This is a genomic window from Halopseudomonas sp. MFKK-1 (assembly GCF_027474385.1).
GTDB classification, from domain to species: Bacteria; Pseudomonadota; Gammaproteobacteria; order Pseudomonadales; family Pseudomonadaceae; genus Halopseudomonas; species Halopseudomonas aestusnigri.
Genome location: NZ_CP114836.1, coordinates 3683038 through 3707168 on the forward strand (window position 1 = coordinate 3683038; position 24131 = coordinate 3707168).

The 24131-nt window shown below is 60.8% G+C and carries 13 protein-coding genes; 6 read left to right on the plus strand and 7 right to left on the minus strand.

Translation table 11 applies throughout. From position 1 onward, the window contains the following. Positions 1-26: 26 nt before the first annotated feature. Complete coding sequence (locus O5O48_RS17015) at positions 27-8039, minus strand: retention module-containing protein (RefSeq protein ID WP_269687693.1); 8013 nt, start codon at positions 8037-8039, stop codon at positions 27-29. A gap of 418 nt (positions 8040-8457) precedes the next feature. On the opposite strand from O5O48_RS17015, the gene O5O48_RS17020 reads away from it, so the two are divergent. The 3 genes from O5O48_RS17020 to O5O48_RS17030 are packed head-to-tail and all read left to right on the plus strand — an operon-like array spanning position 8458 to position 13364. Beyond that, a complete protein-coding gene (locus O5O48_RS17020; protein WP_228247244.1) occupies positions 8458-9816 on the plus strand; it encodes a TolC family outer membrane protein in 1359 nt (452 codons plus the stop codon). Positions 9817-9838: 22 nt separating this feature from the next. Further along, on the plus strand, positions 9839-12013 hold the full coding sequence (locus O5O48_RS17025) for a type I secretion system permease/ATPase (RefSeq protein WP_269688728.1): 2175 nt from the start codon (positions 9839-9841) through the stop codon (positions 12011-12013). Then, complete coding sequence (locus tag O5O48_RS17030; protein WP_269687694.1) at positions 11997-13364, plus strand: HlyD family type I secretion periplasmic adaptor subunit; 1368 nt, start codon at positions 11997-11999, stop codon at positions 13362-13364. Before O5O48_RS17025 ends, O5O48_RS17030 begins: the two co-directional genes overlap by 17 nt. Positions 13365-13369: 5 nt before the next feature. Here O5O48_RS17030 and O5O48_RS17035 read toward each other — a convergent pair whose 3' ends face one another. The 5 genes from O5O48_RS17035 to O5O48_RS17055 all read right to left on the minus strand — a co-directional run bounded on the left by O5O48_RS17035 (position 13370) and on the right by O5O48_RS17055 (position 17691). Then, positions 13370-13993, minus strand: a complete 624-nt coding sequence (locus tag O5O48_RS17035) for a DsbA family protein (RefSeq protein WP_233049338.1) — start codon at positions 13991-13993, stop codon at positions 13370-13372. Between the two features lie 17 nt (positions 13994-14010). After that, entirely contained in the window at positions 14011-14961 is a 951-nt protein-coding gene (gene trhO, locus O5O48_RS17040; protein ID WP_233049337.1) for an oxygen-dependent tRNA uridine(34) hydroxylase TrhO, read from the minus strand. Between the two features lie 104 nt (positions 14962-15065). Then, entirely contained in the window at positions 15066-15383 is a 318-nt protein-coding gene (locus tag O5O48_RS17045; protein WP_410172334.1) for a BolA family protein, read from the minus strand. A 277-nt stretch (positions 15384-15660) separates the two neighbouring features. Continuing rightward, positions 15661-16641 carry a DMT family transporter gene (locus O5O48_RS17050; RefSeq protein ID WP_228247248.1) on the minus strand — a complete coding sequence of 327 codons (981 nt, stop codon included), beginning with the start codon at positions 16639-16641 and terminating at the stop codon, positions 15661-15663. Between the two features lie 102 nt (positions 16642-16743). Continuing rightward, complete coding sequence (locus O5O48_RS17055; RefSeq protein ID WP_269687695.1) at positions 16744-17691, minus strand: HPP family protein; 948 nt, start codon at positions 17689-17691, stop codon at positions 16744-16746. 113 nt (positions 17692-17804) lie between these two features. Here O5O48_RS17055 and O5O48_RS17060 point away from each other — a divergent pair, with 113 nt between their 5' ends. From O5O48_RS17060 to O5O48_RS17070, 3 genes are all read left to right on the plus strand, one after another. After that, positions 17805-18155, plus strand: coding sequence for a 4a-hydroxytetrahydrobiopterin dehydratase (locus O5O48_RS17060; protein WP_269687696.1), 351 nt, complete (start codon positions 17805-17807; stop codon positions 18153-18155). 395 nt (positions 18156-18550) lie between these two features. Continuing rightward, positions 18551-20506, plus strand: a complete 1956-nt coding sequence (gene mnmC / locus O5O48_RS17065) for a bifunctional tRNA (5-methylaminomethyl-2-thiouridine)(34)-methyltransferase MnmD/FAD-dependent 5-carboxymethylaminomethyl-2-thiouridine(34) oxidoreductase MnmC (RefSeq protein ID WP_269688729.1) — start codon at positions 18551-18553, stop codon at positions 20504-20506. 137 nt (positions 20507-20643) lie between these two features. Continuing rightward, positions 20644-23349 (plus strand): hybrid sensor histidine kinase/response regulator, encoded by a 2706-nt coding sequence (locus O5O48_RS17070; protein WP_269687697.1) that lies wholly within the window; start codon positions 20644-20646, stop codon positions 23347-23349. On the opposite strand, the gene O5O48_RS17075 is transcribed toward O5O48_RS17070, so the two are convergent. Beyond that, complete coding sequence (locus tag O5O48_RS17075; RefSeq protein ID WP_228247254.1) at positions 23327-24085, minus strand: sulfite exporter TauE/SafE family protein; 759 nt, start codon at positions 24083-24085, stop codon at positions 23327-23329. The two genes, O5O48_RS17070 and O5O48_RS17075, sit on opposite strands and share 23 nt — an antisense overlap. Positions 24086-24131 lie beyond the last annotated feature (46 nt).

The window sequence follows — 24131 nt, forward strand, 5'->3', positions numbered from 1 at the left end:
CCCCTGGCCCTTGCTTTTACTGACGCTTAGACAATCAGGCTCGGATCCGGGCCTGCCAGCATGCTGTTGATATCAGACACGCTGAGCCCCTTGACCAGAATCACCTGATCCGCACCGCTGGCAATATCGCCTGTAGTGCTGATATTGAGCTGGGCACTAGCCACGCCATCAACCGAGGCGCTGGAGACCTGCAGATAGTCAGCAATTTCAGAGGGAGTGATATCGCCCAGCAGCGAACTGAGGTCAAGCACGTCGGTCCCGAGGGAGAAGTCCATGACCATGTCGACTGCCGGGGTGCCAACCGCGCCGGCATCACCGCTCTGCCAGACGAAGGTGTCAGAGCCGAGGCCACCGTAGAGGATGTCATTGCCCTGACCGCCGATCAGTACGTCATCGCCGGCACCGGCCATCAGCAGGTCGTTACCAGCACCGGCGGTGATGGTATCGGCCCCACCTTCGGTGGTGGTCTGGTCATAGAAGTCCAGCGGGTTGGCCCGCAGCAGTGCGATAACTTCTTCGGTGCTGGGCGCATGGCCGAGGGTGTCAGTCAGGTAATCGACAATACCCTGATAACCCATGCCGGCGTAGTCGGTACCCAGGCTGTCCGAGCTGACGGTGTCGCCATAAATGATGTCATCACCGGCTGTGCCGACCAGGGTGTCATCACCAACCTTCGGTACCACGGTCACGCTGCTGTCCAGAGCCAGCTCCAGGTCCTCTGCGGTATCGACGTTTTCAACCTCGCCGACCGGCCCTCTGATCCGCCACCCGTCGACCCAAACCGAGGCATTGCCTGTGGTATCGGTGTTGTCGAAGAAGCGGAGATAGTCCGTATTACTGCCGTCACCAATGCCAATGGCATTGATCTTGACGCTGTAGGGCTGCCCCACCAGCGAGGCCATGGCGCTTACTGCATCAGCCAGATCCCAGTACTGGGTGCTGTTGCCACTGCCGCCATCGGTCGGGTTACCGCTACTGTTCAGATGGAATGTCGGGTTACCGTCAGTCAGGAACAGCGCCAGGTTTTCAAAGTCAGGCGTACCAGGGGTCTGGGTATCGAACCAGCTCTTGGCTGCGCGCAGCACAGCCTCGTAGTTGGTGCCGCCCATATCGGTAGAGCCCGAGTAAGCTGCCAGGCCGGAAATTGCCAGCAGCAAAGCATTGAGCTGAGCCGGGCTGTTCAGTGAGTAGCTGGTTTCCTGGCCGACATCGCCACCGAAGGTGATCAGCCGGACGTTCACCACACCACCATGCGAGCCGAGGTCATTGACCAGTTTGGTGAGCGACTCTTTCATCAGTTCCAGACGGCTTTTGCCTGCGGTACCCGAGCTGTCATTCATACTTGCAGACAAATCCACCATCAGGGCGATGTTGTAGTCATCCGGCACAACGACACTGTAGGAGCCTTCGACATCACCGATGATGATGTCGTTGCCGCGCCCGGCGTTGAGGGTGTCATCTTCGGCGGTACCAACAATCAGCTGGTCAATCGCTGGTGAATTCACGTCGACGCTGAACTGGGCATCGTCGGTGTCGCCATCGGCATCGACGATCTCGACCCCGAAGTCCAGATGGGTATCTTCCGGCAGCAACGCGGTTTCGATATCCATCGAGGCCAGACGAATCTCATCACCATTGGTGCTGTCAAAGCCACCCTGGTGCTTGATGGTGACGCCATAGAAACCATCGATATTCAGATCATCGGCACTGATCAGAATCGTCGGTGAGGTGTCGGTCAGCGCGATGTCATTCAACGTGGCGATGACGTCACCGTTTTCATCCAGCACATCGATGCTGATTTTGGCGTCATCGCCGCTGCCATTGAAGTTGAACGTCAGGGTGGCTGAATCGACCAGTTTGGTCGCGTCCGCCGCCGGCAGGGTTGAAGTACCGGTGGCGTCAAAGAACGCCAGCGTCAGTGTTTCGCCAATTGAGAACAGGTTGTTGTCGGAGCCAATGCCCTGATTACCCCAGTTCACCTCGTCGGTGCTGCCGTTCTTGGTCGCGGTGAAGCGAATATCGGTCGCCCCATCATAGTTATTGATAACCTGAGACGCCCACAGCGTAGGAGCGATACCCCCGTTGATGCTGGTGAATACCACATCTTCCGAGCCGGTTGGCTTGGGCGTAACCAGATTAAATTCGTAGGTGCCATCCACCTTCATGAACAGGGTGAAGTAAGTGTAGCTGTCGGTACCGTCGGCATAACTGACGGTCAGCAGCTCACCCTGATACTCGCCGGCGTTGTAGACGTCTTCGCGCACGGCGGAGAATGCCTCACCCAAGCCTGCAGTATCGAAGCTCAAATTGATGCCGCTTTCCAGGTCGGATGCAACATCCGACAGGCCATCGGCACCACCGCTATAAAACCAGTTGCCGACGGTAACACCAGCCTCATTCGAGGTAGTCATATCGTCTACTGCAGAGATCAGGGGCACTGTGTCATACACACGGATGTTGACCAGTACCGGGTCTGCGGTATTGGTGCCGTCAGTGGCGGTGTAGTAGAAACTGTCGGTCAGATACGGATCGGCAAGCGGGTGATCCAGCACCGGCGCGTCATAGGTGAACTCGCCGTTGGCATAGACGGTAACCGTGCCACCCAGCGCGGTGGTCAACACAGCACCCGTCGAGCCGACGGCTGTACCGCCAGTGCCATCTGCATTGTTGGACACGCTCGATACGCTGCGGCCAGCCGGATCATTGAACAGGACGCCATTGATAGTGCCATCGGCGTCTGTATCCAGAGTGCTGCCCTCGGTGACCCCATACTGATCGGTGGTGCCACCAGAGAAGGAGTCGTTATCTTCGATCTGACCCTGCAGGCTGGCGGTGCCCAGCGTCGCCCCGTTCGGGTTGCTCAGGGTCATGGTCAGGTTTTCAAAGGTGTCTTCACCCCCCTCGAACAGCGCATCGTCAAAGGTCGGTACGCGGATTTCAGCGGTGGTTTCACCGGCCAGAATGGTCGCCACACCGGTGTAGGTGATCGGGCCAGTCAGGTCATTGGCTTCGGCGCTGCCATCCAGCATCAGCGTCCAGGTCACGGTGACGTCGGTGTCCGACGGTCCGCTCATCTCCAGGTTGAACACCAGGTCTTCGCCTTCCACGGCGATGGCGCCCACGCCCTGCACGTCGGTCTCGACCAGATCAATGACCGGGACCTCTTCGTTGTCTTCGATCTGACCCTGCAGGCTGGCGGTGCCCAGCGTCGCCCCGTTCGGGTTGCTCAGGGTCATGGTCAGGTTTTCAAAGGTGTCTTCACCACCCTCGAACAGCGCATCGTCAAAGGTCGGTACGCGGATTTCAGCGGTGGTTTCACCGGCCAGAATGGTCGCCACACCGGTGTAGGTGATCGGGCCAGTCAGGTCATTGGCTTCAGCGCTGCCATCCAGTGTCAGGGTCCAGGTCACGGTGACGTCGGTGTCCGACGGCCCGCTCATTTCCAGGTTGAACACCAGGTCTTCGCCTTCCACGGCGATGGCGCCCACGCCCTGCACGTCGGTCTCGACCAGATCAATGACCGGGACCTCTTCGTTGTCTTCGATCTGACCCTGCAGGCTGGCGGTGCCCAGCGTCGCCCCGTTCGGGTTGCTCAGGGTCATGGTCAGGTTTTCAAAGGTGTCTTCACCACCCTCGAACAGCGCATCGTCAAAGGTCGGTACGCGGATTTCAGCGGTGGTTTCACCGGCCAGAATGGTCGCCACACCGGTGTAGGTGATCGGGCCAGTCAGGTCATTGGCTTCAGCGCTGCCATCCAGTGTCAGGGTCCAGGTCACGGTGACGTCGGTGTCCGACGGCCCGCTCATTTCCAGGTTGAACACCAGGTCTTCGCCTTCCACGGCGATGGCGCCCACGCCCTGCACGTCGGTCTCGACCAGATCAATGACCGGGACCTCTTCGTTGTCTTCGATCTGACCCTGCAGGCTGGCGGTGCCCAGCGTCGCCCCGTTCGGGTTGCTCAGGGTCATGGTCAGGTTTTCAAAGGTGTCTTCACCACCCTCGAACAGCGCATCGTCAAAGGTCGGTACGCGGATTTCAGCGGTGGTTTCACCGGCCAGAATGGTCGCCACACCGGTGTAGGTGATCGGGCCAGTCAGGTCATTGGCTTCAGCGCTGCCATCCAGTGTCAGGGTCCAGGTCACGGTGACGTCGGTGTCCGACGGCCCGCTCATTTCCAGGTTGAACACCAGGTCTTCGCCTTCCACGGCGATGGCGCCCACGCCCTGCACGTCGGTCTCGACCAGATCAATGACCGGGACCTCTTCGTTGTCTTCGATCTGACCCTGCAGGCTGGCGGTGCCCAGCGTCGCCCCGTTCGGGTTGCTCAGGGTCATGGTCAGGTTTTCAAAGGTGTCTTCACCACCCTCGAACAGCGCATCGTCAAAGGTCGGTACGCGGATTTCAGCGGTGGTTTCACCGGCCAGAATGGTCGCCACACCGGTGTAGGTGATCGGGCCAGTCAGGTCATTGGCTTCAGCGCTGCCATCCAGTGTCAGGGTCCAGGTCACGGTGACGTCGGTGTCCGACGGCCCGCTCATTTCCAGGTTGAACACCAGGTCTTCGCCTTCCACGGCGATGGCGCCCACGCCCTGCACGTCGGTCTCGACCAGATCAATGACCGGGACCTCTTCGTTGTCTTCGATCTGACCCTGCAGGCTGGCGGTGCCCAGCGTCGCCCCGTTCGGGTTGCTCAGGGTCATGGTCAGGTTTTCAAAGGTGTCTTCACCACCCTCGAACAGCGCATCGTCAAAGGTCGGTACGCGGATTTCAGCGGTGGTTTCACCGGCCAGAATGGTCGCCACACCGGTGTAGGTGATCGGGCCAGTCAGGTCATTGGCTTCAGCGCTGCCATCCAGTGTCAGGGTCCAGGTCACGGTGACGTCGGTGTCCGACGGCCCGCTCATTTCCAGGTTGAACACCAGGTCTTCGCCTTCCACGGCGATGGCGCCCACGCCCTGCACGTCGGTCTCGACCAGATCAATGACCGGGACCTCTTCGTTGTCTTCGATCTGACCCTGCAGGCTGGCGGTGCCCAGCGTCGCCCCGTTCGGGTTGCTCAGGGTCATGGTCAGGTTTTCAAAGGTGTCTTCACCACCCTCGAACAGCGCATCGTCAAAGGTCGGTACGCGGATTTCAGCGGTGGTTTCACCGGCCAGAATGGTCGCCACACCGGTGTAGGTGATCGGGCCAGTCAGGTCATTGGCTTCAGCGCTGCCATCCAGTGTCAGGGTCCAGGTCACGGTGACGTCGGTGTCCGACGGCCCGCTCATTTCCAGGTTGAACACCAGGTCTTCGCCTTCCACGGCGATGGCGCCCACGCCCTGCACGTCGGTCTCGACCAGATCAATGACCGGGACCTCTTCGTTGTCTTCGATCTGACCCTGCAGGCTGGCGGTGCCCAGCGTCGCCCCGTTCGGGTTGCTCAGGGTCATGGTCAGGTTTTCAAAGGTGTCTTCACCACCCTCGAACAGCGCATCGTCAAAGGTCGGTACGCGGATTTCAGCGGTGGTTTCACCGGCCAGAATGGTCGCCACACCGGTGTAGGTGATCGGGCCAGTCAGGTCATTGGCTTCAGCGCTGCCATCCAGTGTCAGGGTCCAGGTCACGGTGACGTCGGTGTCCGACGGCCCGCTCATTTCCAGGTTGAACACCAGGTCTTCGCCTTCCACGGCGATGGCGCCCACGCCCTGCACGTCGGTCTCGACCAGATCAATGACCGGGACCTCTTCGTTGTCTTCGATCTGACCCTGCAGGCTGGCGGTGCCCAGCGTCGCCCCGTTCGGGTTGCTCAGGGTCATGGTCAGGTTTTCAAAGGTGTCTTCACCACCCTCGAACAGCGCATCGTCAAAGGTCGGTACGCGGATTTCAGCGGTGGTTTCACCGGCCAGAATGGTCGCCACACCGGTGTAGGTGATCGGGCCAGTCAGGTCATTGGCTTCAGCGCTGCCATCCAGTGTCAGGGTCCAGGTCACGGTGACGTCGGTGTCCGACGGCCCGCTCATTTCCAGGTTGAACACCAGGTCTTCGCCTTCCACGGCGATGGCGCCCACGCCCTGCACGTCGGTCTCGACCAGATCAATGACCGGGACCTCTTCGTTGTCTTCGATCTGACCCTGCAGGCTGGCGGTGCCCAGCGTCGCCCCGTTCGGGTTGCTCAGGGTCATGGTCAGGTTTTCAAAGGTGTCTTCACCACCCTCGAACAGCGCATCGTCAAAGGTCGGTACGCGGATTTCAGCGGTGGTTTCACCGGCCAGAATGGTCGCCACACCGGTGTAGGTGATCGGGCCAGTCAGGTCATTGGCTTCAGCGCTGCCATCCAGCGTCAGGGTCCAGGTCACGGTGACGTCGGTGTCCGACGGCCCGCTCATCTCCAGGTTGAACACCAGGTCTTCGCCTTCCACGGCGATGGCGCCCACGCCCTGCACGTCGGTCTCGACCAGATCAATGACCGGGATATCTTCGTTGTCTTCGATCTGACCCTGCAGGCTGGCAGTACCCAGCGTCGCCCCGTTCGGGTTGCTCAGGGTCATGGTCAGGTTTTCAAAGGTGCCTTCACCACCCTCGAACAGCGCATCGTCAAAGGTCGGTACGCGGATTTCAGCGGTGGTTTCACCGGCCAGAATGGTCGCCACACCGGTGTAGGTGATCGGGCCAGTCAGGTCATTGGCTTCAGCGCTGCCATCCAGTGTCAGGGTCCAGGTCACGGTGACGTCAGTGTCCGACGGCCCGCTCATTTCCAGGTTGAACACCAGGTCTTCGCCTTCCACGGCGATGGCGCCCACGCCCTGCACGTCGGTCTCGACCAGATCAATGACCGGGACCTCTTCGTTGTCTTCGATCTGACCAGTCACGCTGGTTGTGCTGCCCAGATTCGCACCCGATACCGAGGTCAGGGTCATGGTCAGGTTTTCGAAACTGCCCGCACCACCTTCGAACAAGCTGTCATCGAAGGTCGGAATGATGATCTGACCCGTCGTGCTGCCTGCCGGAATCAATACACTGCCGCTGTACTCGATCGGTGAAGTCAGGTCGTCGGCTTCGGCACTGCCCAGGGTCATTGTCCAGTTGACGGTCACGTCCTCATCGGACGCACCGCTCATGGTGATGCCGAATACCAGATCGCCGCCTTCGACGGTCTGTGCGCCGATACCATCAGCATCGTCCAGGTTGACGACCGGAATGGCGTCATTGTCTTCGATCAGGCCCACGGCAGACACATCACCCGACACCGCCGCGACAACATCGGTAATGGACACAACCAGGTCTTCAAAGGAACCTGGACCGCCTTCGAAAAGAGCGTCATCGAAGGTCGGAATCGACAGCAGATAACTGGTCTCACCGGCCGGAATGGTGACCGTACCGGTCAAGAGGGTGCCGCCGGGCAGATCATCGCCATCAGCCGAGCCCAGGGTGACGCTCCAGGTAAAGGTAACCGGCACCGTGCTGGGTGCAGAGAGGGACACCAGAAAGTCGAGAGAGCCGCCTTCCACCGCCTGCGCACCGTCTACATCGCCGCCGGGCTCAACCGGTGTAATGGAAATAACCGGGCCGCCATCCTCGGGCAGAAACAGGTCTTCGTCGTTGGGAATCTCAAGGGGAGCGGACGCAATCGGGCCGGTATCCAGGCCAACGTCGGGGGTCACACGCAGATCAAGACGATCAAGCAAAACGAAGGAATGGCCACCACCCTGACCACCGGCACCCGCTGCGCCGGCCGCCGGACCGGCCGCTGTCGCCTCAAGCAATTGGGTCGGGTCAACACCGGCTGCGATCGCCGCCTGAATGGCGTCAATATCCAGATCCTGGGGCTGGTCTGTTGCTGCGGCAGCTTCATCGTCGGCAACGCGGAAGGAAGAGTCACGACCCAGGTCGACCTCGCGACCATCGCTCAATTCAAGCGATACACTGCCCTGCTCGCCGGTAAATACCTGCTCACCGGCCATCAAGCGGTCGCCTTCAACCAGCAGGCGCTTCTCCCCGCTGGGCGCGACTGCAAAGACCTGACCGACAACCTGAGTAACTTTTGCGCTGGTAGCCATTTTCATGACTCCTTTCATTTCATGTGGACAACAGCCCCGGGACTGTCAATTCCTGACATCACCCGGGAACCCTCGGCTTCCCTTCACTACCCTCAACGCCGGCTCCGCTAGACTTCCCCTGACGAGACAGCCACCCTACGACGCGCGAGATTCAAAGCCAACCAATTGACGATGAAATAACATAAATATTCATTCGTCAATTTGATGACTATGTGTAAATATACTAAACCTTCAGGGAACACGCTCTTACTGTTTTAGATGCTTTGGCAATATAGCCGCAGGAAGCTGCTCCAATTTAGTATCAAAACAGTATTACAGAGATAGCTCTCCCGTCGAAAAGCCTGACTAGACTTGAGAGCATGCGTGGAGCCTGTCATCCACCGCACAAATACTACCGGCGCACCATCAAGGAGGATCTATGAAATCCTTAACCCCGTGGCAGTTTCTTGTACTGCCGCTGACCCTGTCCGTCTCTCTGGCGGTTTCGGCGCAGTCGCTGCCCGAAGCCATCCAGACCGCTATCGACAACCACCCGGAGCTGCGCGCTTCTGCCAGCAGCCGACTTTCAGCGGAAGAAGACCTCAGGGGAGCACGGGCAGGATATTACCCGACGGTTGATCTGACCGGCGGCTACGGCAGGGAAGGCACCGACAGTCCGGCCACTCGCGCTGCGGGTGAGCACTGGGAAAAACTGAACCGCGGCGAGGGCGCACTGCGTCTCGGGCAAATGCTGTTCGACGGCTTTGCCACCGCCAACGAGGTTGGCCGCAACGTCGCGACCGTCAACTCCCGCGCCTACCGCGTACTGAGCACCGCCGAGCAGATCGGCCTGGCCACTGCCGACGCCTACCATCAGGTACTGATGCGCCGCGAGATGGTACGCCTGGCTGAGGAAAACATGCGCAGCCACGAACGTGTTCATGATCAGATCCGCCTGCGCAGCGAGCGCGGCGTCGGCCGCAATGCCGACCTGGATCAGGCCGAAGCGCGTCTGGCCCTGGCCCGCAACAATCTGGTTACCGAACAGGCCAACCTGGCCGATGCCGAAGCAGTCTATTACAGCATCGTCAGCCAGCCACCGGGCGATCTGACACTGCCCGCGCCCATTACCGGCATGCTGCCCGAGTCGGTGGAAGCAGCACTGCAGGACATCCCCAATAACCCGTACATCAAGACCGCCGAGGCCGATCGCACCGCCGCCGAACGCCAGTACGAGGCCGCCAAGTCGCCCTTCTACCCGCGTTTTGACCTGGAGCTGTCACGCAACTTCGACAATGATCTGGACGGCACCGACGGCCACTACAACGAATGGCAGGCTATGGTGCGCATGCGCTACAACCTGTTCAGCGGCGGCCGTGACAAGGCTCGCATGGCGTCCAGCGCGCATCAGATCAACGAAGCAATCGAGATTCGCAATAACGCCTACCGTCAGTTGAGCGAAGAGTTGCGGCTGGCGTGGAACGCCATGGACAGCGCGCGCAAACAGGTGCCTATCGCCCAGCAGTACGTTGATCATACCGTTCGCGTTCGCGAAGCCTATCGCTCACAGTTCAACATCGGCGAGCGCACCCTGCTCGACCTGCTGGACAGCGAAAACGAGCTGTTTACTGCCCAGCGCCGGCTGACCGAAACCCGGTTCTCCGAGTACCTGGCGCAGTACCGCCTGCTGGCCGTAGCCGGCGAACTGCTGCGCAGCCAGTCGGTAGTCCCGCCGGCTGAATCCATGGCTCTGAGCGATTCCGGCTCTTCCAACTCCGATTTGCCGACAGGTCAATAACGTTTTGACAACGCCTGATGTACTGACGGGGCCGCAAGGCCCCGAACAGGGGGCGAGCAACAACGCGGGGGACGACCCCCGCAGCCGCTTCGACGATCCACTGCTTGATGCGCTGCTGATTCTCTGCACCTGCCTGCAGGTGCGGACCAGTCGTGGCGTGCTTGCCGCCGGCTTACCCCTGCGCGACCAGCGCCTGACGCCGGAGTTGCTGCCTCGCGCGGCGGCAAGGGCCAATCTGCAAGGTCGAATCCTCAATCGTCCGCTGGACCAGATTGACGCCATTGCCCTGCCCGCACTGCTGTTTCTCAAGGATGGCCGCAACGTTGTGCTTGAGTCCTGGCAGGACGGCAAGGCACGCCTGCTGACCAGTGAGTCCGCCGGCGGCGCCAAGCTGATGGACAAGTCGGCACTGGCAGAGCTGTATAGCGGCAAAGCCTTTTTTGCCCAGCCCAGACACCGCTTCGAAGTGCAGTTCGATTCCCCGCTGCCTCGCACGAAACACTGGTTCAAGGATACCCTGCGGCTTTCACGTCGCCTGTATTCCGATGCGATGGTGGCCAGCTTCCTGATCAATCTGATTGCGTTGATGACGCCGCTGTTTGTCATGAACGTCTACGATCGGGTGGTACCCAACCAGGCCACGACTACGCTGTGGGTACTGGCTATCGGCATATCGCTGGCACTGTTGTTTGATTTGATCCTGCGCACACTGCGCAGCTACTTCCTCGATCTTGCCGGGAAAAAGACCGACATCATCCTGTCGGCGACGCTGTTTGAGCGAATTCTCGGCATGAACCTCAAGGCCCGCCCGACGCGGGTCGGCAGTTTTGCGCAGAATATTCACGAGTTTCAGAGCCTGCGCGACTTTTTGACCTCGCTGACCCTGACCAGCCTGATTGATGTGCCGTTCTCACTGCTGATCCTGCTGGTAATCGGAATAATCGGCGGACCACTGGTCGCCATTCCGCTGCTGGCCTTTCCTCTGACGTTATTGCTGGGCTGGCTTATTCAGGGGCCGCTGTCGCGCTGCATAGATCAGACCCTGCACCTGTCGAGTGAACGCCAGGCGATGCTGATCGAGACCTTGGGCGGCATCGACCTGCTGAAGGTCAACTGCGCCGAAAGCGAAAAGCAGCGCCAGTGGGAAACCACCGTGGGCGCGCTCGGGCGCCTGGAGATGAAAGCGCGAAAACTCTCGACTCTCGCGGTCAACGGCACCCTGTTCATACAGCAGCTGGCCGGCATCGCGATGATTGTCAGCGGGGTCTATCTGATCGGCGATGGCGCCATCAGCATGGGCGGTTTGATCGCCTGCTACCTGCTCAACAGCCGCGCCCTGGCACCGCTGTCACAGGTATCCAGTCTGCTCACGCGCTACCAGCAGGCGCGCCTGACCATCGGCACTACCGACGAAATGATGAGCATGCCGCAGGAGCGCCAGCCTCAGGCCATTGCGACTCAACGCCGCCAGCTGCATGGGGCCATCGAGGCACGGGACCTCTGCTTTACCTATCCTGGCCAGCAATACCCGGCGCTCGACCACCTGAACCTGCGCATCCTGCCCGGCGAGCACATCGGCATCATCGGACGCAGTGGTTCGGGCAAAAGCACACTGGAGAAGCTGCTGCTGAATCTGTATCAGCCCGACAGCGGACATCTGCTGGTTGATGGCGTTGATATCCAGCAACTGGAGGTAGCCGACCTGCGCCACAACATCGGTTACGTACCGCAGGATATTCAACTGTTCAACGGCACCCTGCGCGACAACCTGACCCTGGGCGCGCGCTACGTAGACGACGAGCGCCTGCAGCAAGTAGCCGACATGGCCGGGGTTAGCGAGTTCGCCCGCCTGCACCCGCTTGGGCTGAATCTGCAGGTTGGCGAGCGCGGCATGAACCTCTCGGGCGGCCAGCGTCAGGCCGTGGCAGTCGCCCGCGCGCTGCTGCTTGACCCCCCTCTGCTGGTGCTGGATGAACCCACCAGCGCCATGGACAACAGCAGCGAGGAACGCCTCAAGCGTCAGCTGCAACCCATTTTGCACAACCGTACGCTGTTGCTGGTGACCCACCGGGCTTCAATGCTGTCGCTGGTGAACCGGCTGATTGTGATTGACGGCGGCAAGATTGTCGCCGACGGCCCCAAGGAACAGGTACTGGAAGCCTTGCGCAAAGGACACGTGAATGTCGCACGGAGCTAAACCCACCCTGCAGTTGGGTAACAAGCCTGCCCCCGCTAGCGCCGCGGCTGCAGACACGCCATTGCCGGATCTGACCCACGCCATTCTGGAGGACTCCCCCCGATCAGCTCGGCTGATGCTCTGGGCGCTGGTGGCGTTTTTGCTGACCGGGCTGCTTTGGGCACACTTTGCCAAGGTGGAGGAGCTGACACGCGGGCTGGGCAAGGCCATCCCGCCCGGCAAGCTGCAGCGGGTGCAGAACCTGGAAGGCGGCATCGTTGCCGAGATCCTGGTCCGCGAAGGTCAGATCGTCGAGAAAGGCGCCCCGCTATTGCGCCTGGACGACACCCGGTTCGCCTCCAATGTCCAGGAAACCCGGGCCGAACAGCTTGGCAAACAGGCGACCCTTGCCCGCCTGACTGCCGAGGTCGAAGGCGGCGAACTGGTCATGCCGGAAGAAGTGCTGACCGAGGCGCCAGAGCTGGCAGAGGCGGAAATCGCCCTGTATCGGTCGCGCCAGAGCCGTCTGGCGGATGAACTGGCAATTCTCGACGAGCAACGTCGCCAACGTGAACAGGAATTGAACGAACTGCGCTCGAAGCAGCGTCAATTCCGCAATAGCCTGGGGCTCTTACAGCGCGAAATCAGCATGTCGGCTCCCCTGGTGAAAGACGGCGCAATCTCCGAGGTAGAAGTGCTGCGCCTGCGCCGCGCCGAGGTAGAAACGCGCGGCAACCTGGACGGCACGACACTGGCCATCCCAAGGGCGGAATCAGCGCTGCGCGAAGCAGAGCGCAAGGCCGAAGAGGCGCAGAACCGCTTCCGCAGCGAGGCGCTGGAAGAGCTGAACCAGACCCGCATTGATCTGCAGAAAACCTCCGCCTCGGGCCTGGCCCTGGAAGATCGGGTGCGGCGCACCCTGGTGACGTCTCCGGTCAACGGTATCGTGCAGCAGCTGCTGGTCAACACCATCGGCGGCGTTATTCAGCCGGGCAGTGATCTGGTGGAAATCATTCCGCTGGAGGATACCCTGCTGTTCGAGGCGCGTATCCGCCCGCAGGACATTGCCTTCCTGCATCCAGGCCAGGAGGCCATGATCAAGATTACCGCCTATGACTACACCATCTATGGCGGGCTCAAGGGGGAACTGGAGCATATCAGCGCCGATACGGTCACTGACGAGAATGGCGACAGCTTCTATCTGATTCGCCTGCGTACCGACAAGAACCACCTGGGCAGCGAGGAGAATCCGTTGCTGATCATCCCCGGCATGGTCGCCAGTGTCGACATCATTACCGGCCGCAAGAGTATCCTCAGCTATCTGCTCAAGCCGGTACTGCGTGCCCAGGCCGAGGCGCTGCGCGAGCGCTGATACGCTCAGGCTGCAGCGCCGACCCAGCGCTGCAGCAGCGCCAGCACCTCATTTGGCGAGCGATAGCCATTGCCCAGCAGCGCCAGCTGCCCGTCGCGCTCGGCAAACAGAATCGGCAGCTCGGCCAACCCGCGATCAGCCGCCCAGCCCCAATCCTCATCGAGCAGTTGCTGCGTATCGGCCTGATCGAAGCATGCTGCAAATTCGACCGGGTCATAGCCGTTGGCAGCGGCAATCTCAAGCAAGACCGCTGGCCGGGTAATATCCATGCATTCGGCGAAAAACGCCTGCTGCATGGCCCGAACAAAGGGCCACAGCCGCTCGACGTCGAGGGCGCGCGCAACAATCAGTGCCTGACTGGCGGGACGCACGTTGTAGATCAAGGGTTCGGGCAATGCCTGCGGGTCGGAAAACGGCTGACCACTGAGCGCAGCGACTGATTGCCAGTGGGCGGCCAGCGCCTGGCGGGAGGCGTTATCAAGCGGCGCCTGCAGGTGCGGCCGCAAGCTGCCGGCCACCAGGTGGACCGGCACATCAGGATGGGCCTGGAATATCGCATCAATCAGCGGCGCCAGACCCCAGCACCATGAACACATCGGGTCCATCACGTAGATCAGGCGCTGCTGCATGGCGTACTCCGGGTCGGTCAGCTATCGGCCTTGGCGTTGGGCGAGGCCAGTTGCGGGGGCATGCCAATCGGATGCGGAAGGTTGCGCGCCTTGGCCAGCTGAATCTGGCGCTGACGCTCTTCGGCGCGTTGCCGGGTTTTCTCCGGCAGGCTGTCGTAGCAATGCGGGCAACTGATGCCCTCTTCGTATTGCGGCGATGCCATATCCTCGGCCGAGACCGGGTGACGACAGGCGTGACACTGATCGAATGACCCCGGGGCCAGATCATGGCGCACGGTTACCCGGTTGTCGAACACGAAGCACTCACCGTTCCACATCGACTCTTCGGCCGGCACATCTTCAAAGTACTTGAGAATACCGCCCTTGAGGTGAAATACCTCATCAAAGCCTTCCTCCAGCATATAGCTGGAGGCCTTTTCGCAGCGGATGCCCCCGGTACAGAACATTGCCACCTTTTTGTGACGTTTTGGATCGAAGTGCGCGCGCACGTATTCCGGAAACTCGCGAAAGGTCTTGGTTTTCGGATCTATCGCACCCTGGAAGGTGCCGATCGAGACTTCGTAGTCGTTGCGGGTGTCGATCAGCAGCACCTCGGGATCGCTGATCAACGCGTTCCAGTCCTTTGCCTCGACATAGGTGCCGACCTTGCTGGTCGGCGAAATACCGGGCACCCCAAGGGTGACGATTTCTTTCTTTAGCTTGACCTTGGTGCGGTAGAACGGCATCTCGTCGCAGTAGGACTCCTTGTAGTCCAGGTCTGCCAGACGGGTATCGGAACGCAGCCAGTCCAGCACCCGGTCCATGCCGTCACGGGGGCCGGCGATGGTGCCATTGATGCCCTCTCGCGCGAGCAGCAGGGTACCTTTGACGCCGTTGGCGACAAGGGTATCAAGCAGGGGTTGGCGAAGAGCTTCGTAATCGTCCAGCTGGACGAACTTGTAGAGTGCCACAACAACGATTGCAGACATGCTTACCTCGGTATTCAGTGAGCGCCCGCGTAAAGGGCGTACGTTTTGAAGCGGCGCATTCTAGCAAAGTGACCGCCGGCGACAAACCACCGGCAGACGGAGGGTCAGTGCTGGTCTGCCTTGCTGCCACCCAGGCAGTTGGGCGAAGCCGGCGCCTGCTGACGCTGCTGCCACTCGGCCGGTGTGTAAGTGTGCAGGGCCAGCGCGTGAATACGCTGCATCAGCTCGCCCAAGGTGGCATATACCAGCTGGTGCCGCTTGACCGAATTGAGCGCGCTGAAGCGCTCACTGACCACCACCGCCTTGAAATGCGACTCCGAGCCGGGCGGCACGCTGTGCATATGGCTTTCGTTGATCAACTCCAGATGCGCAGGGTTCAGTGCCTGCAGGGCCTGTTCAAGTGCTTGTTGGACGACAGCCATAGTCATCTCCTGAAAAAAGTTTTCTCGTAATAGCGGCGGCCTTGGCATTCGCAGGGCGGACTAAGCGCAGCGTATCCGCAGTGCTCCCACATTTTCAGCCCCGGTGGCCAACGCGGTGCGTTGACCACCCTACAGGCGATATGTCGCTGGGCCTGGCAAAGCAGCCGATGACGATGCCGGGCCACGGCGGGGATAATGCGTAGGGCGGACTAAGCGTAGCGTGTCCGCCATCGATGCTTGGCAACCATTCTAACGCAACAATCGACCGACGATTGCCTCAGGACCCGGCTGGCGGTGGTGTAACGGCAAGGCGGCGCAGACGCCGCTGCCGAATGCTGTTCATCAGGCTTGGTGCCAGCGCAATCAATGCCGAGCCTGCAACCACCATCAGTGCGCCCAGATAGGCGAGGCTGTTGAGAATCTCCGGCTCGATCACCCCCGGCCAGAGCATGGCCCCAAGGGCCACCAGCGAGAAGGTAAACAGCGGCGTAGTAGTCACGGTCGCGCTCACCCGGGACGCCTCCCAATGCGCCAGCGCTTCGGCAAAGGCACCGTAGGCAACCAGCGTATTGAGGCAGCAGCCCAGCAGCAGCCAGCCTTGCAGAGGAGTGAGGCTGAGCACCTGGGTTGGTGTAGCAAGCGGGGTGATCAGCGCAGCGCACGAGAGGTAGATGACCATCATCACCGATACCGACGACCAGACCGTCAGCAACTGTTTCTGGGCCAGGCCGTAAAGCGCCCAACTGAAAGCCGAGGCAATGGCGATCAGGATACCCAGGGTGTAGCTGCTCATTTGCGTCATCAACTCAACCAGTCGCTGATTGAAGAACAGCGCAAATCCCGGCAACAGGACGACCAGCCCGAGTACCTGGCCGACCCCGAAACGCTCGCGGAAAAGCAACATGCTGCCAATCATCAGCATGATCGGCGCGGTCTGAATAATCAGTTGCATGGTCCCTGCCGACAGCCGGTTGAGCGCCATCAGATAGAGCACGTAGTTGAACGCCAGACCCAGCACGGCGATAACCAGCAACCCCCGATTGCGCGTCGACAGCGCACGAATCGAGGGCAGTTTGCGTTTGGCGGCCAGCCAGATCAGAAGCACCAGACCGGCACTCAACAGGCGATACCAGGTCACGGTATAGGGATCCATGACCTTGAGCACTTCCTTGAGCATGATCGGCAGCACACCCCAGAGCAGAGTGGTGGTTAACGCCAACAGGAATCCGTACAGCCAACGGCCGGATGAAACATGCATGCTGCAAACTCGGAAAGCAAAGGGAGGGAACGCTATTCTAGAAAGCCGCCTCGCATCGCAACAGAGACAGTTTCAGCTGGCTTGCACCCCTAACTGTACCGGTTAGGCCTCGGTTGCAGGCTGCGCGTCGGTGACCCGGTGCCACTGCCGCCCCTGCTCATCCGGCGCCACCCTGTAGCGCGCCCAGCGGACAAACTCGCTGACCCGGCAGATGCCATTGCCACCCTCGCCCGCACCCTTGATGATGCGGTAACGCACGCGACCGGCGCGCCCCGGCCGGCTGACTACCTGCAGCACCTCGCGCACCGACCAGTTCCGACCCGGCAAGCCGTTGCTGTAGAAGCCACCCGGCTCCAGGTCGGCCGCAGTCACGCCCTTGCTCTGCGCGTTGGCGTTGGCCAGTTCGACAAGTCGCAGCAGATCGTTGAAGTCGATATCCATGTAGGCGTTCATTTGCTTGAGCGCATGCTCGAAATCTTCCGGCGCGATACCCGGCGCCCGGCCTATGGCATGCCGAGTCAACGGCAAAGGGTAGCGCCGGCTGGTGAACAGGCTGTTGAACAGCACGGCAAACAGCACAATAACCAGTACATCAAGCAAGATCGGATAGAGCACGAAACTGAAGCCCGCATCGACAATCTGCGGCCCGCCCAGCACCACAATCATGGCGGTTGCGCTGCCCGGCGGATGCAGGCAGCGGGCATACATCATGATGATGACGCTCCCCCCCACAGCCAGGGCGGCGAGCCAGAACCCGGAAGGCAACCACTGCACACAGGCCACTCCGAACAGCGCAGACAGCACATGGCCGCCAATGACCGACCAGGGTTGCGACAGGGTGCCGTGGGGCATGGCGAACACCAGCACCGCGCTGGCGCCCATCGAGCCGGTCACCCACAGCGCACTCTCTGCGCTCATCACCAGATGGGTAATCCAGTACAGCAGAATCAGCGCCAGCGTCGTGCCCAGCGCCGAGATCAGCTTTTCCTGATGGGTGGTACTGTCCGGGCGCCAACCGAGGAATCTGAGCCACCGGCGCAACCACCGCACACGAATCACCTGTCCGAATCCCCCAATTTTGTCACCATGCGCAAGATGATAGCGCGTTCCGCCCATCCGCGAACTGCTAAGCTGCCTGAGAAACCCTCTGCTGGAGCACGAACATGCACGACCTGGCCGAACGAGAATTGACATCGGCGGATAACGCCAGCGTACTGGTGCAGGAGCAGATTCTGGCCCTGCTGACCGCCCTCCCCGACTGGGAGCTGAATTGTGTCGAGGGCATTCACCGCATTGAACGGGTCTACCCCTTTGCCGACTTCGCCAGTGCCCTGGCGTTCGCCAACCGGATCGGCGCTCTGGCAGAGGAACAGGATCATCACCCGGCGCTGCTGCTCGAGTGGGGGCGGGTCACCACCAGTTGGTGGAGTCACTCGCTGGGCGGGGTGCATATGAATGACCTGATCATGGCTGCCCGCACCGAGCGGCTATTCCAGAGCGGTGAGTCCCGCTGAGGGCGATTGGCGACATCAGCGCGTGCGCTTGTAGCCATTTTGTCTAACACAATTCCACGCCGGGCCGGAACACCCGGGCATCGCGTGCTATAACAAAAAAACAGGCACTATTTATCGCTACCGCGATCCGTTTTGCGGCCCCCCGTCCAACCAGACCATGCGCCGCCTGATACCCACAAGGTATTCATGCTAATAAAAACAAGAAGGCATATGCCATGAAATCGCTGCTCAAACCCAAATGGTCCACCGTTGCGCTGGTTGTCCTGGCTACCTGGCTGCTGCTGATTCTGCCCAATATGGGGTAACGGCGGTCAGCACGGTACAATAACCGGGAATCCCGTATCCCCGGAGCCTGCGTGAGCGCACCTACTGTCAAGTCTGCCGACCTGGTCTGGATGGAAGGCGACCAGCCCTTCTCCAGTCGCTTTGATGATGTCTATTTTTCCCGCGACAGCGGCCTGGAAGAGACCCGGCACGTCTTTTTGACCCACAACCGCCTGGCAGAGCGCTGGCGCGCGATGGCCGCTGGCGACCATTTCTGCATCGCGGAAACCGGGTTCGGCACCGGACTTAACTTTCTCGCCGCCTGGCAGCTGTGGCAGGCCAGCGCGCCCGACGATAGCTATCTGCACTTCGTCAGCACGGAAAAATACCCGCTCACGCGCACGGACCTGCAACGCGCCCTGGCGATCTGGTCAGAGCTGGCAGACCTGAGTGCCGAACTGCTGGGTCAATATCAGGATCTGACGCCCGGCTGGCAGCACTTTTCCTTTGCCGGCGGACGCGTCACCCTGACCCTGCTGATTGGCGATCTGTTCGATACCCTGCCGGAGTTGGACGCTGCCGTTGACGCCTGGTTTCTCGACGGGTTTGCTCCGGCACGCAATCCGGACATGTGGCAGCCGGCGCTGTATCAGCGCATGGCGGAACTGTCACGGCCGGGTGCCACGGTCGCGACCTTTACCAGCGTCGGTGATGTGCGCCGGGGGCTGATCGCTGCCGGCTTCGAGATGCGCAAGGTCAAGGGTTTTGGTCGCAAACGCGAGATGCTCTGCGGTCAGCTGCAGCAGCCGCCAGCGCAACCCTGGCGAGCCCCCTGGTATGCTCGACCGGAAAGATCGGGAAAGCGCTCGGCGATCATCATCGGCGCTGGTCTGGCTGGCTGCAGCACGGCCCACGCCCTCGCCCGCCGCGGCTGGCAGGTACAGGTTATCGAGCATTTACCCGACGTCGCAGGTGCCGCCTCCGGCAATCCGCAAGGCATTCTCTACTGCAAGCTATCGCCCCACCATCCGCCGCTGTCGCGGTTTATTCAAAGCGCCTATCAGTACAGCCTGCGCCTGCTGCAGCGCGAACTGAAACAGGGCGAAGGGCGCTGGCATGCCTGCGGTGTCCTGCAGCTGGGCACGGACGACAAGGAACAGCGCCGACAACAGGGACTGGCAAGCCAGGGCTATCCCGCCAGTTTCCTGCAGGCAGTCGATGCCCGCCAGGCCAGCGCGCTCGCCGGCGTGGAGATCAGCAGTCCCGGCCTGTTCTTCCCCGCAGGCGGCTGGGTCAGCCCGCCCACCCTGTGCCGGCAGTTGCTTGAGCACCCCAATATCGAGGTCAGAACCACCACTGCCGTCGCCGATCTGCGCCACGACGGCAGCCAGTGGCAGTTACTGAACGAACAGGGCGATTGCCTCGCTGCCAGCGGCACGGTGATCATCTGCGGCGCCCACGAGACAGCGCGTTTCTCCCAGACCCGCCATCTGTCGCTGAAACCGATCCGCGGCCAGATCACCCATCTGCCGGCCGACGCACACAGCAGCCGACTGAAGACGGTTCTCTGCGCTGATGGCTATGTATCGCCGGCAAGGCAAGGCGAGCATCACCTCGGGGCAAGCTTTCGCTTTGACCGCCTCGACCTGACGCCCAGCGAAGAGGAAAACCGCCATAATCTGCAGCTACTGCAAAGCCTGTCGCCTGAACTGCACCGCCATTTCAGCGCGACAGCGCCGCAGGGCGCACGTGTCGGCTTGCGCTGCACTGCCCCGGACTACCTGCCGCTGCTGGGGCCAGTGCTGGACCCCGACGCATTCCTTGATCAGTACGCAGTTCTGGGCAAGGACGCTTCGCAGCAACCAACGGCCCCCGCGCCCTGGCAGCCTGGGCTGTACGTCAACACCGCACACGGATCACGCGGTCTGATCAGTGCCCCACTCAGCGGAGAGTTGCTGGCTGCCTGGCTTGGTGACGAGCCGCTGCCGCTGCCGCGGGACCTCAGTGAAGCCGTGCACCCCTCCCGTTTTCTGCTGCGTCAGTTGGTCAGGGGCAACGCCTCCAGCAGCCAGAAATCGAAGCAGTAGCGGCGGCGATAATGACCCTGTGCTAGCATTCGGATAGATCAAAACAAATAACAAAAGATCACACGCTGGTGGTCTAGCCGAGTGCACTCTGTATGCGTTTGTGCCGCGTTCTTATACTGTGCTGGGTTGCACTGGGCATGGCCTTCTCGTCCTGCTTGGCGTTCGCCCAGGTTAGTCACCAACTGGCTGAAAGCGTCGATATCAGCAACCTGCATGCTCGCCTGTCACTCGGCCGGCAGTTGCTGCTCCTGGAGGACCCACAGGGCAGCCTGACTATCGAGCAACTGCAGCGCGGCAGCGTTCAGCCCTGGCGCCCGATCAGCAGCCAACATATCAATGAAGGCAAGGACTCATCAGTCTGGTGGGTTCAATTTGCCCTGCGCAACACCCTGACTACCCCCATCGAAGGAGTAGTGGAAATCGAGTATCCACTACTGGACAACCTGACGCTCTACCAACTGCGCTCCGGGGCGGCCCCACTGATACAGCAGGGCGGCGACCATCTGCCACCCAGTGCGCGCGCGGTTGCCGTCAGCAACCACTGGTTTCCGGTCACCCTGCCGCCGGGAGAAACGCGCTTCTACCTGCGCGTTGATACCGCCAGTACCGTGTTCGTCCCGCTCTACTTCTCCAGTTGGCCAGCCAGCAGCGCGCAGCTGGAGACCAGCATGCTGGGTGCAGGGCTGTTCTACGGCATTCTGCTGGGGCTGTTTGCCTACAACCTGTTCCTGCAGCTGTCGCTGCGCGAGGCAACCTACACCTGGTATCTGGCCCATATCCTGAGCATTTGGCTGTTCATGGCAACCTTTGATGGCCTGCTGTGGAAATGGATTGACGCCAGCATTACGTTACAGACTCTGGCCATCTACACGCTGATGTTCATTCATTGCGCCGTGTCGACCCAGTTCAGCCGGCACTATCTGCACATCCGCGAGCAATTCCCGCGTCTGGATCGGATACTGCGCGTAAAGATTCTGATCGTGCTGGCCGCGATGGTGGTGATCCCGGTATTCAGCACCAGCCTTTACAACAACATGGCCAGCCTGTTTGTACTGGTCAGCTCAATAATTCTGCTCGGCACCGGCATTTATGTCTGGCGCAAGGGCTTCCGTTACGGTGCCCACTACACGTTGGCCTGGGGCTTTCTGCTCTGCTCGCTGATCCTCTCGACTGCGGGCTCGCTGGGATTTGAGCTGTTTGGTGCCAGCTACGGCACTCACTGGGTGAAGTTCGGCATGTGCGCCGAGATGATCATTCTCTCGCTGGGACTGGCCGACCGCATCAACGCCCTCAAAGAGGCACGCTACCGGGCAGACGAGGAAGCCAGACAGGCGCGCCTGGAAACCCTGGCGCAGAGCCGCTTTCTGGCACGCATGAGCCATGAAATCCGCACCCCGATGAATGGGGTTCTCGGCATGCTGCAGCTATTGATGGAAACCCGTCTGGATAACCAGCAGCGATTCTATCTGGACACCATCAGCAAGTCCGGCCAAACCCTGCTGACGGTCATCAACGACATCCTGGACTTCGCGCGTCTGGAATCCGGGCAGGTCAAACTGGAAACCCTCGCCTTCGACCCGGAAGCCCTGGTGTCGGAAACGGCAGGCCTGTTCACCGCACAGACACTGGAGAAACACATTGGACTGTATTGCAGCGTATCACCGGCACTGCCCGAGCAGTTGATTGGCGACCCCACCCGACTCAAGCAGGTATTGATGAACCTGCTCAGCAATGCATTCAAGTTCACCAGCAAGGGGCATGTCAGCGTCGAGGTCAGCGGCGCACCGAGCGATCGGGGGAACGGGCAGTGGGATATCCGCTTCGACATCAGGGATACCGGCATCGGCATAGCACGTGACGCGCAGGCAGGCCTGTTCGACTCCTTCACCCAGGCCGACAGCAGTACCACAAGGCGCTATGGCGGAACCGGCCTCGGTCTGGCAATCAGCCAGGAGCTGGTTCGCCTGATGGGGGGCACCATCACGCTGGAGAGTGACAAGGATCAGGGAACCTGCATGTCGCTTTCACTGCCGATGCAGAGCGCTGGCGCAGCACCGGACAAGCCGCTCGCAGGTATCGCCACCATCGTGACCCGTCATGCGGCAGCCCGCCCGCATTATCAGACCCAGCTCGCACGACTGGGCTACCAGGTCGAGCCCCCCGAAGGTGAGGCTTGCGGCCAACAGACTGCACTGGTGCTGCTCGACGCCCAGGACATACCGACCGACCGCCTCCAGCAACTGCTGCATCACTACGAACAGGAGAACACTCCGATCCTGCTGCTGCGGGCAGCCGACGATCATCGTCAGCTAGCCTGGCACGGCCAGGTGCTGGAGCAGAGCCTGCCGCTGCTTCCGGGGCAATTGCAGAAGGCGCTGGCGCTACTGCTCAATAGCAACCCGCCGCAGGATCAACTGACCGAGCGCCCGGTCAGCGAGCAGTGGCGTGGACGCGGGCATCTGCTGATTGCCGAAGACAACCAGGTCAATCAACTGGTGGTAAAGACGCTGCTGGAGAAAGCGGGTTACAGCCTGGAACTGACCGAAAATGGCGCAGATGCTCTGCGCCTCTACCGGGAGGACCCGGAGCGCTACGATCTCATACTGATGGACTGCGAAATGCCCCAGATGGACGGATTTGAGGCAACCCGGCGGATACGCGCCCATGAGCAGCGGGAACATCTGCCACGCACGCCGATTGTCGCCCTGACCGCCCATGTACTCGACACTCATCGCCTGGAGGGCATGACCGCCGGCATGGACGACTACCTGCCCAAACCCGTCGACAGCGAACAGCTGTATGCCTGTCTGCAGCGACTGATCAGGAGCCGAGCAATCCAATGACGCCTTCGACCAGCAGCTTGCCACCGGTCAACAGCAGAAACAGGTAACACAACCGATAGATCAGCTGCTCATTGCTGCGTTGCAGCATCCAGAACCCGAGTTTGACGCCGATCGGAGCCAACGGCATCAGCGCCAGTGACGTCAGAAGGTTCTCAGTGGAAAACTGCCCGAGATAGACATAGGCAGGAACCTTTACCCAGTTGACCAGGGTAAAGAACACGGCCAGCGTGCCCATCAACACCGTTTTCTCCAGCCGCTGAGGCAGCATGTACACATTGATCGGCGGCCCGCCGGCATGGATGCCAAAGCTGGTAAAACCGGAAACAAGCCCCCAGAACCGGCCCCGCCAGACACTGGCGGGACGCGCCAGCGTCTGATCACGGCGCAACCAGGCATTTAGCACAAAAAGGACGGCGATGGTGCCAATGAGCAGGCGGATATGCTGCTCGTTGAGCACCCGGAACGAGAGCGCACCAAGCGCAACGCCGACCATTGCTGCAGGCAGAATGATACGCAGGTTGGTCTTGTCCCAGCGCCCGCGAAACGTACGAATGGCAACCAGATCCATTGCACAGAGAATCGGCAGCAGGATCGCTGCCGCCTTCTGTGGCGACACCACCATGGCCATCAAGGGCACAGAGAGAATGGCAATATTTCCGCCAAAACCGCCCTTGGCGATGCCATACAGCAGCACCGCGGGTACGGCACAAAGATAGAACAGCGGGTCGTCGATCATCGTCCGGTCAATACCCTCTTAAAAGGCGCGAGTGTAACATTGCCCC

What these genes read in the sequence shown, in the direction of transcription:
- O5O48_RS17015 (WP_269687693.1), bottom strand. Translation starts at nt 8,039, where the DNA reads ATGGCTACCAGCGCAAAAGTTACTCAGGTTGTCGGTCAGGTCTTTGCA.
- O5O48_RS17020 (WP_228247244.1), top strand. Translation starts at nt 8,458, where the DNA reads ATGAAATCCTTAACCCCGTGGCAGTTTCTTGTACTGCCGCTGACCCTG.
- O5O48_RS17030 (WP_269687694.1), top strand. Translation starts at nt 11,997, where the DNA reads ATGTCGCACGGAGCTAAACCCACCCTGCAGTTGGGTAACAAGCCTGCC.
- O5O48_RS17035 (WP_233049338.1), bottom strand. Translation starts at nt 13,993, where the DNA reads ATGCAGCAGCGCCTGATCTACGTGATGGACCCGATGTGTTCATGGTGC.
- trhO (WP_233049337.1), bottom strand. Translation starts at nt 14,961, where the DNA reads ATGTCTGCAATCGTTGTTGTGGCACTCTACAAGTTCGTCCAGCTGGAC.
- O5O48_RS17045 (WP_410172334.1), bottom strand. Translation starts at nt 15,383, where the DNA reads ATGGCTGTCGTCCAACAAGCACTTGAACAGGCCCTGCAGGCACTGAAC.
- O5O48_RS17050 (WP_228247248.1), bottom strand. Translation starts at nt 16,641, where the DNA reads ATGCATGTTTCATCCGGCCGTTGGCTGTACGGATTCCTGTTGGCGTTA.
- O5O48_RS17060 (WP_269687696.1), top strand. Translation starts at nt 17,805, where the DNA reads ATGCACGACCTGGCCGAACGAGAATTGACATCGGCGGATAACGCCAGC.
- mnmC (WP_269688729.1), top strand. Translation starts at nt 18,551, where the DNA reads ATGGAAGGCGACCAGCCCTTCTCCAGTCGCTTTGATGATGTCTATTTT.
- O5O48_RS17070 (WP_269687697.1), top strand. Translation starts at nt 20,644, where the DNA reads ATGGCCTTCTCGTCCTGCTTGGCGTTCGCCCAGGTTAGTCACCAACTG.
- O5O48_RS17075 (WP_228247254.1), bottom strand. Translation starts at nt 24,085, where the DNA reads ATGATCGACGACCCGCTGTTCTATCTTTGTGCCGTACCCGCGGTGCTG.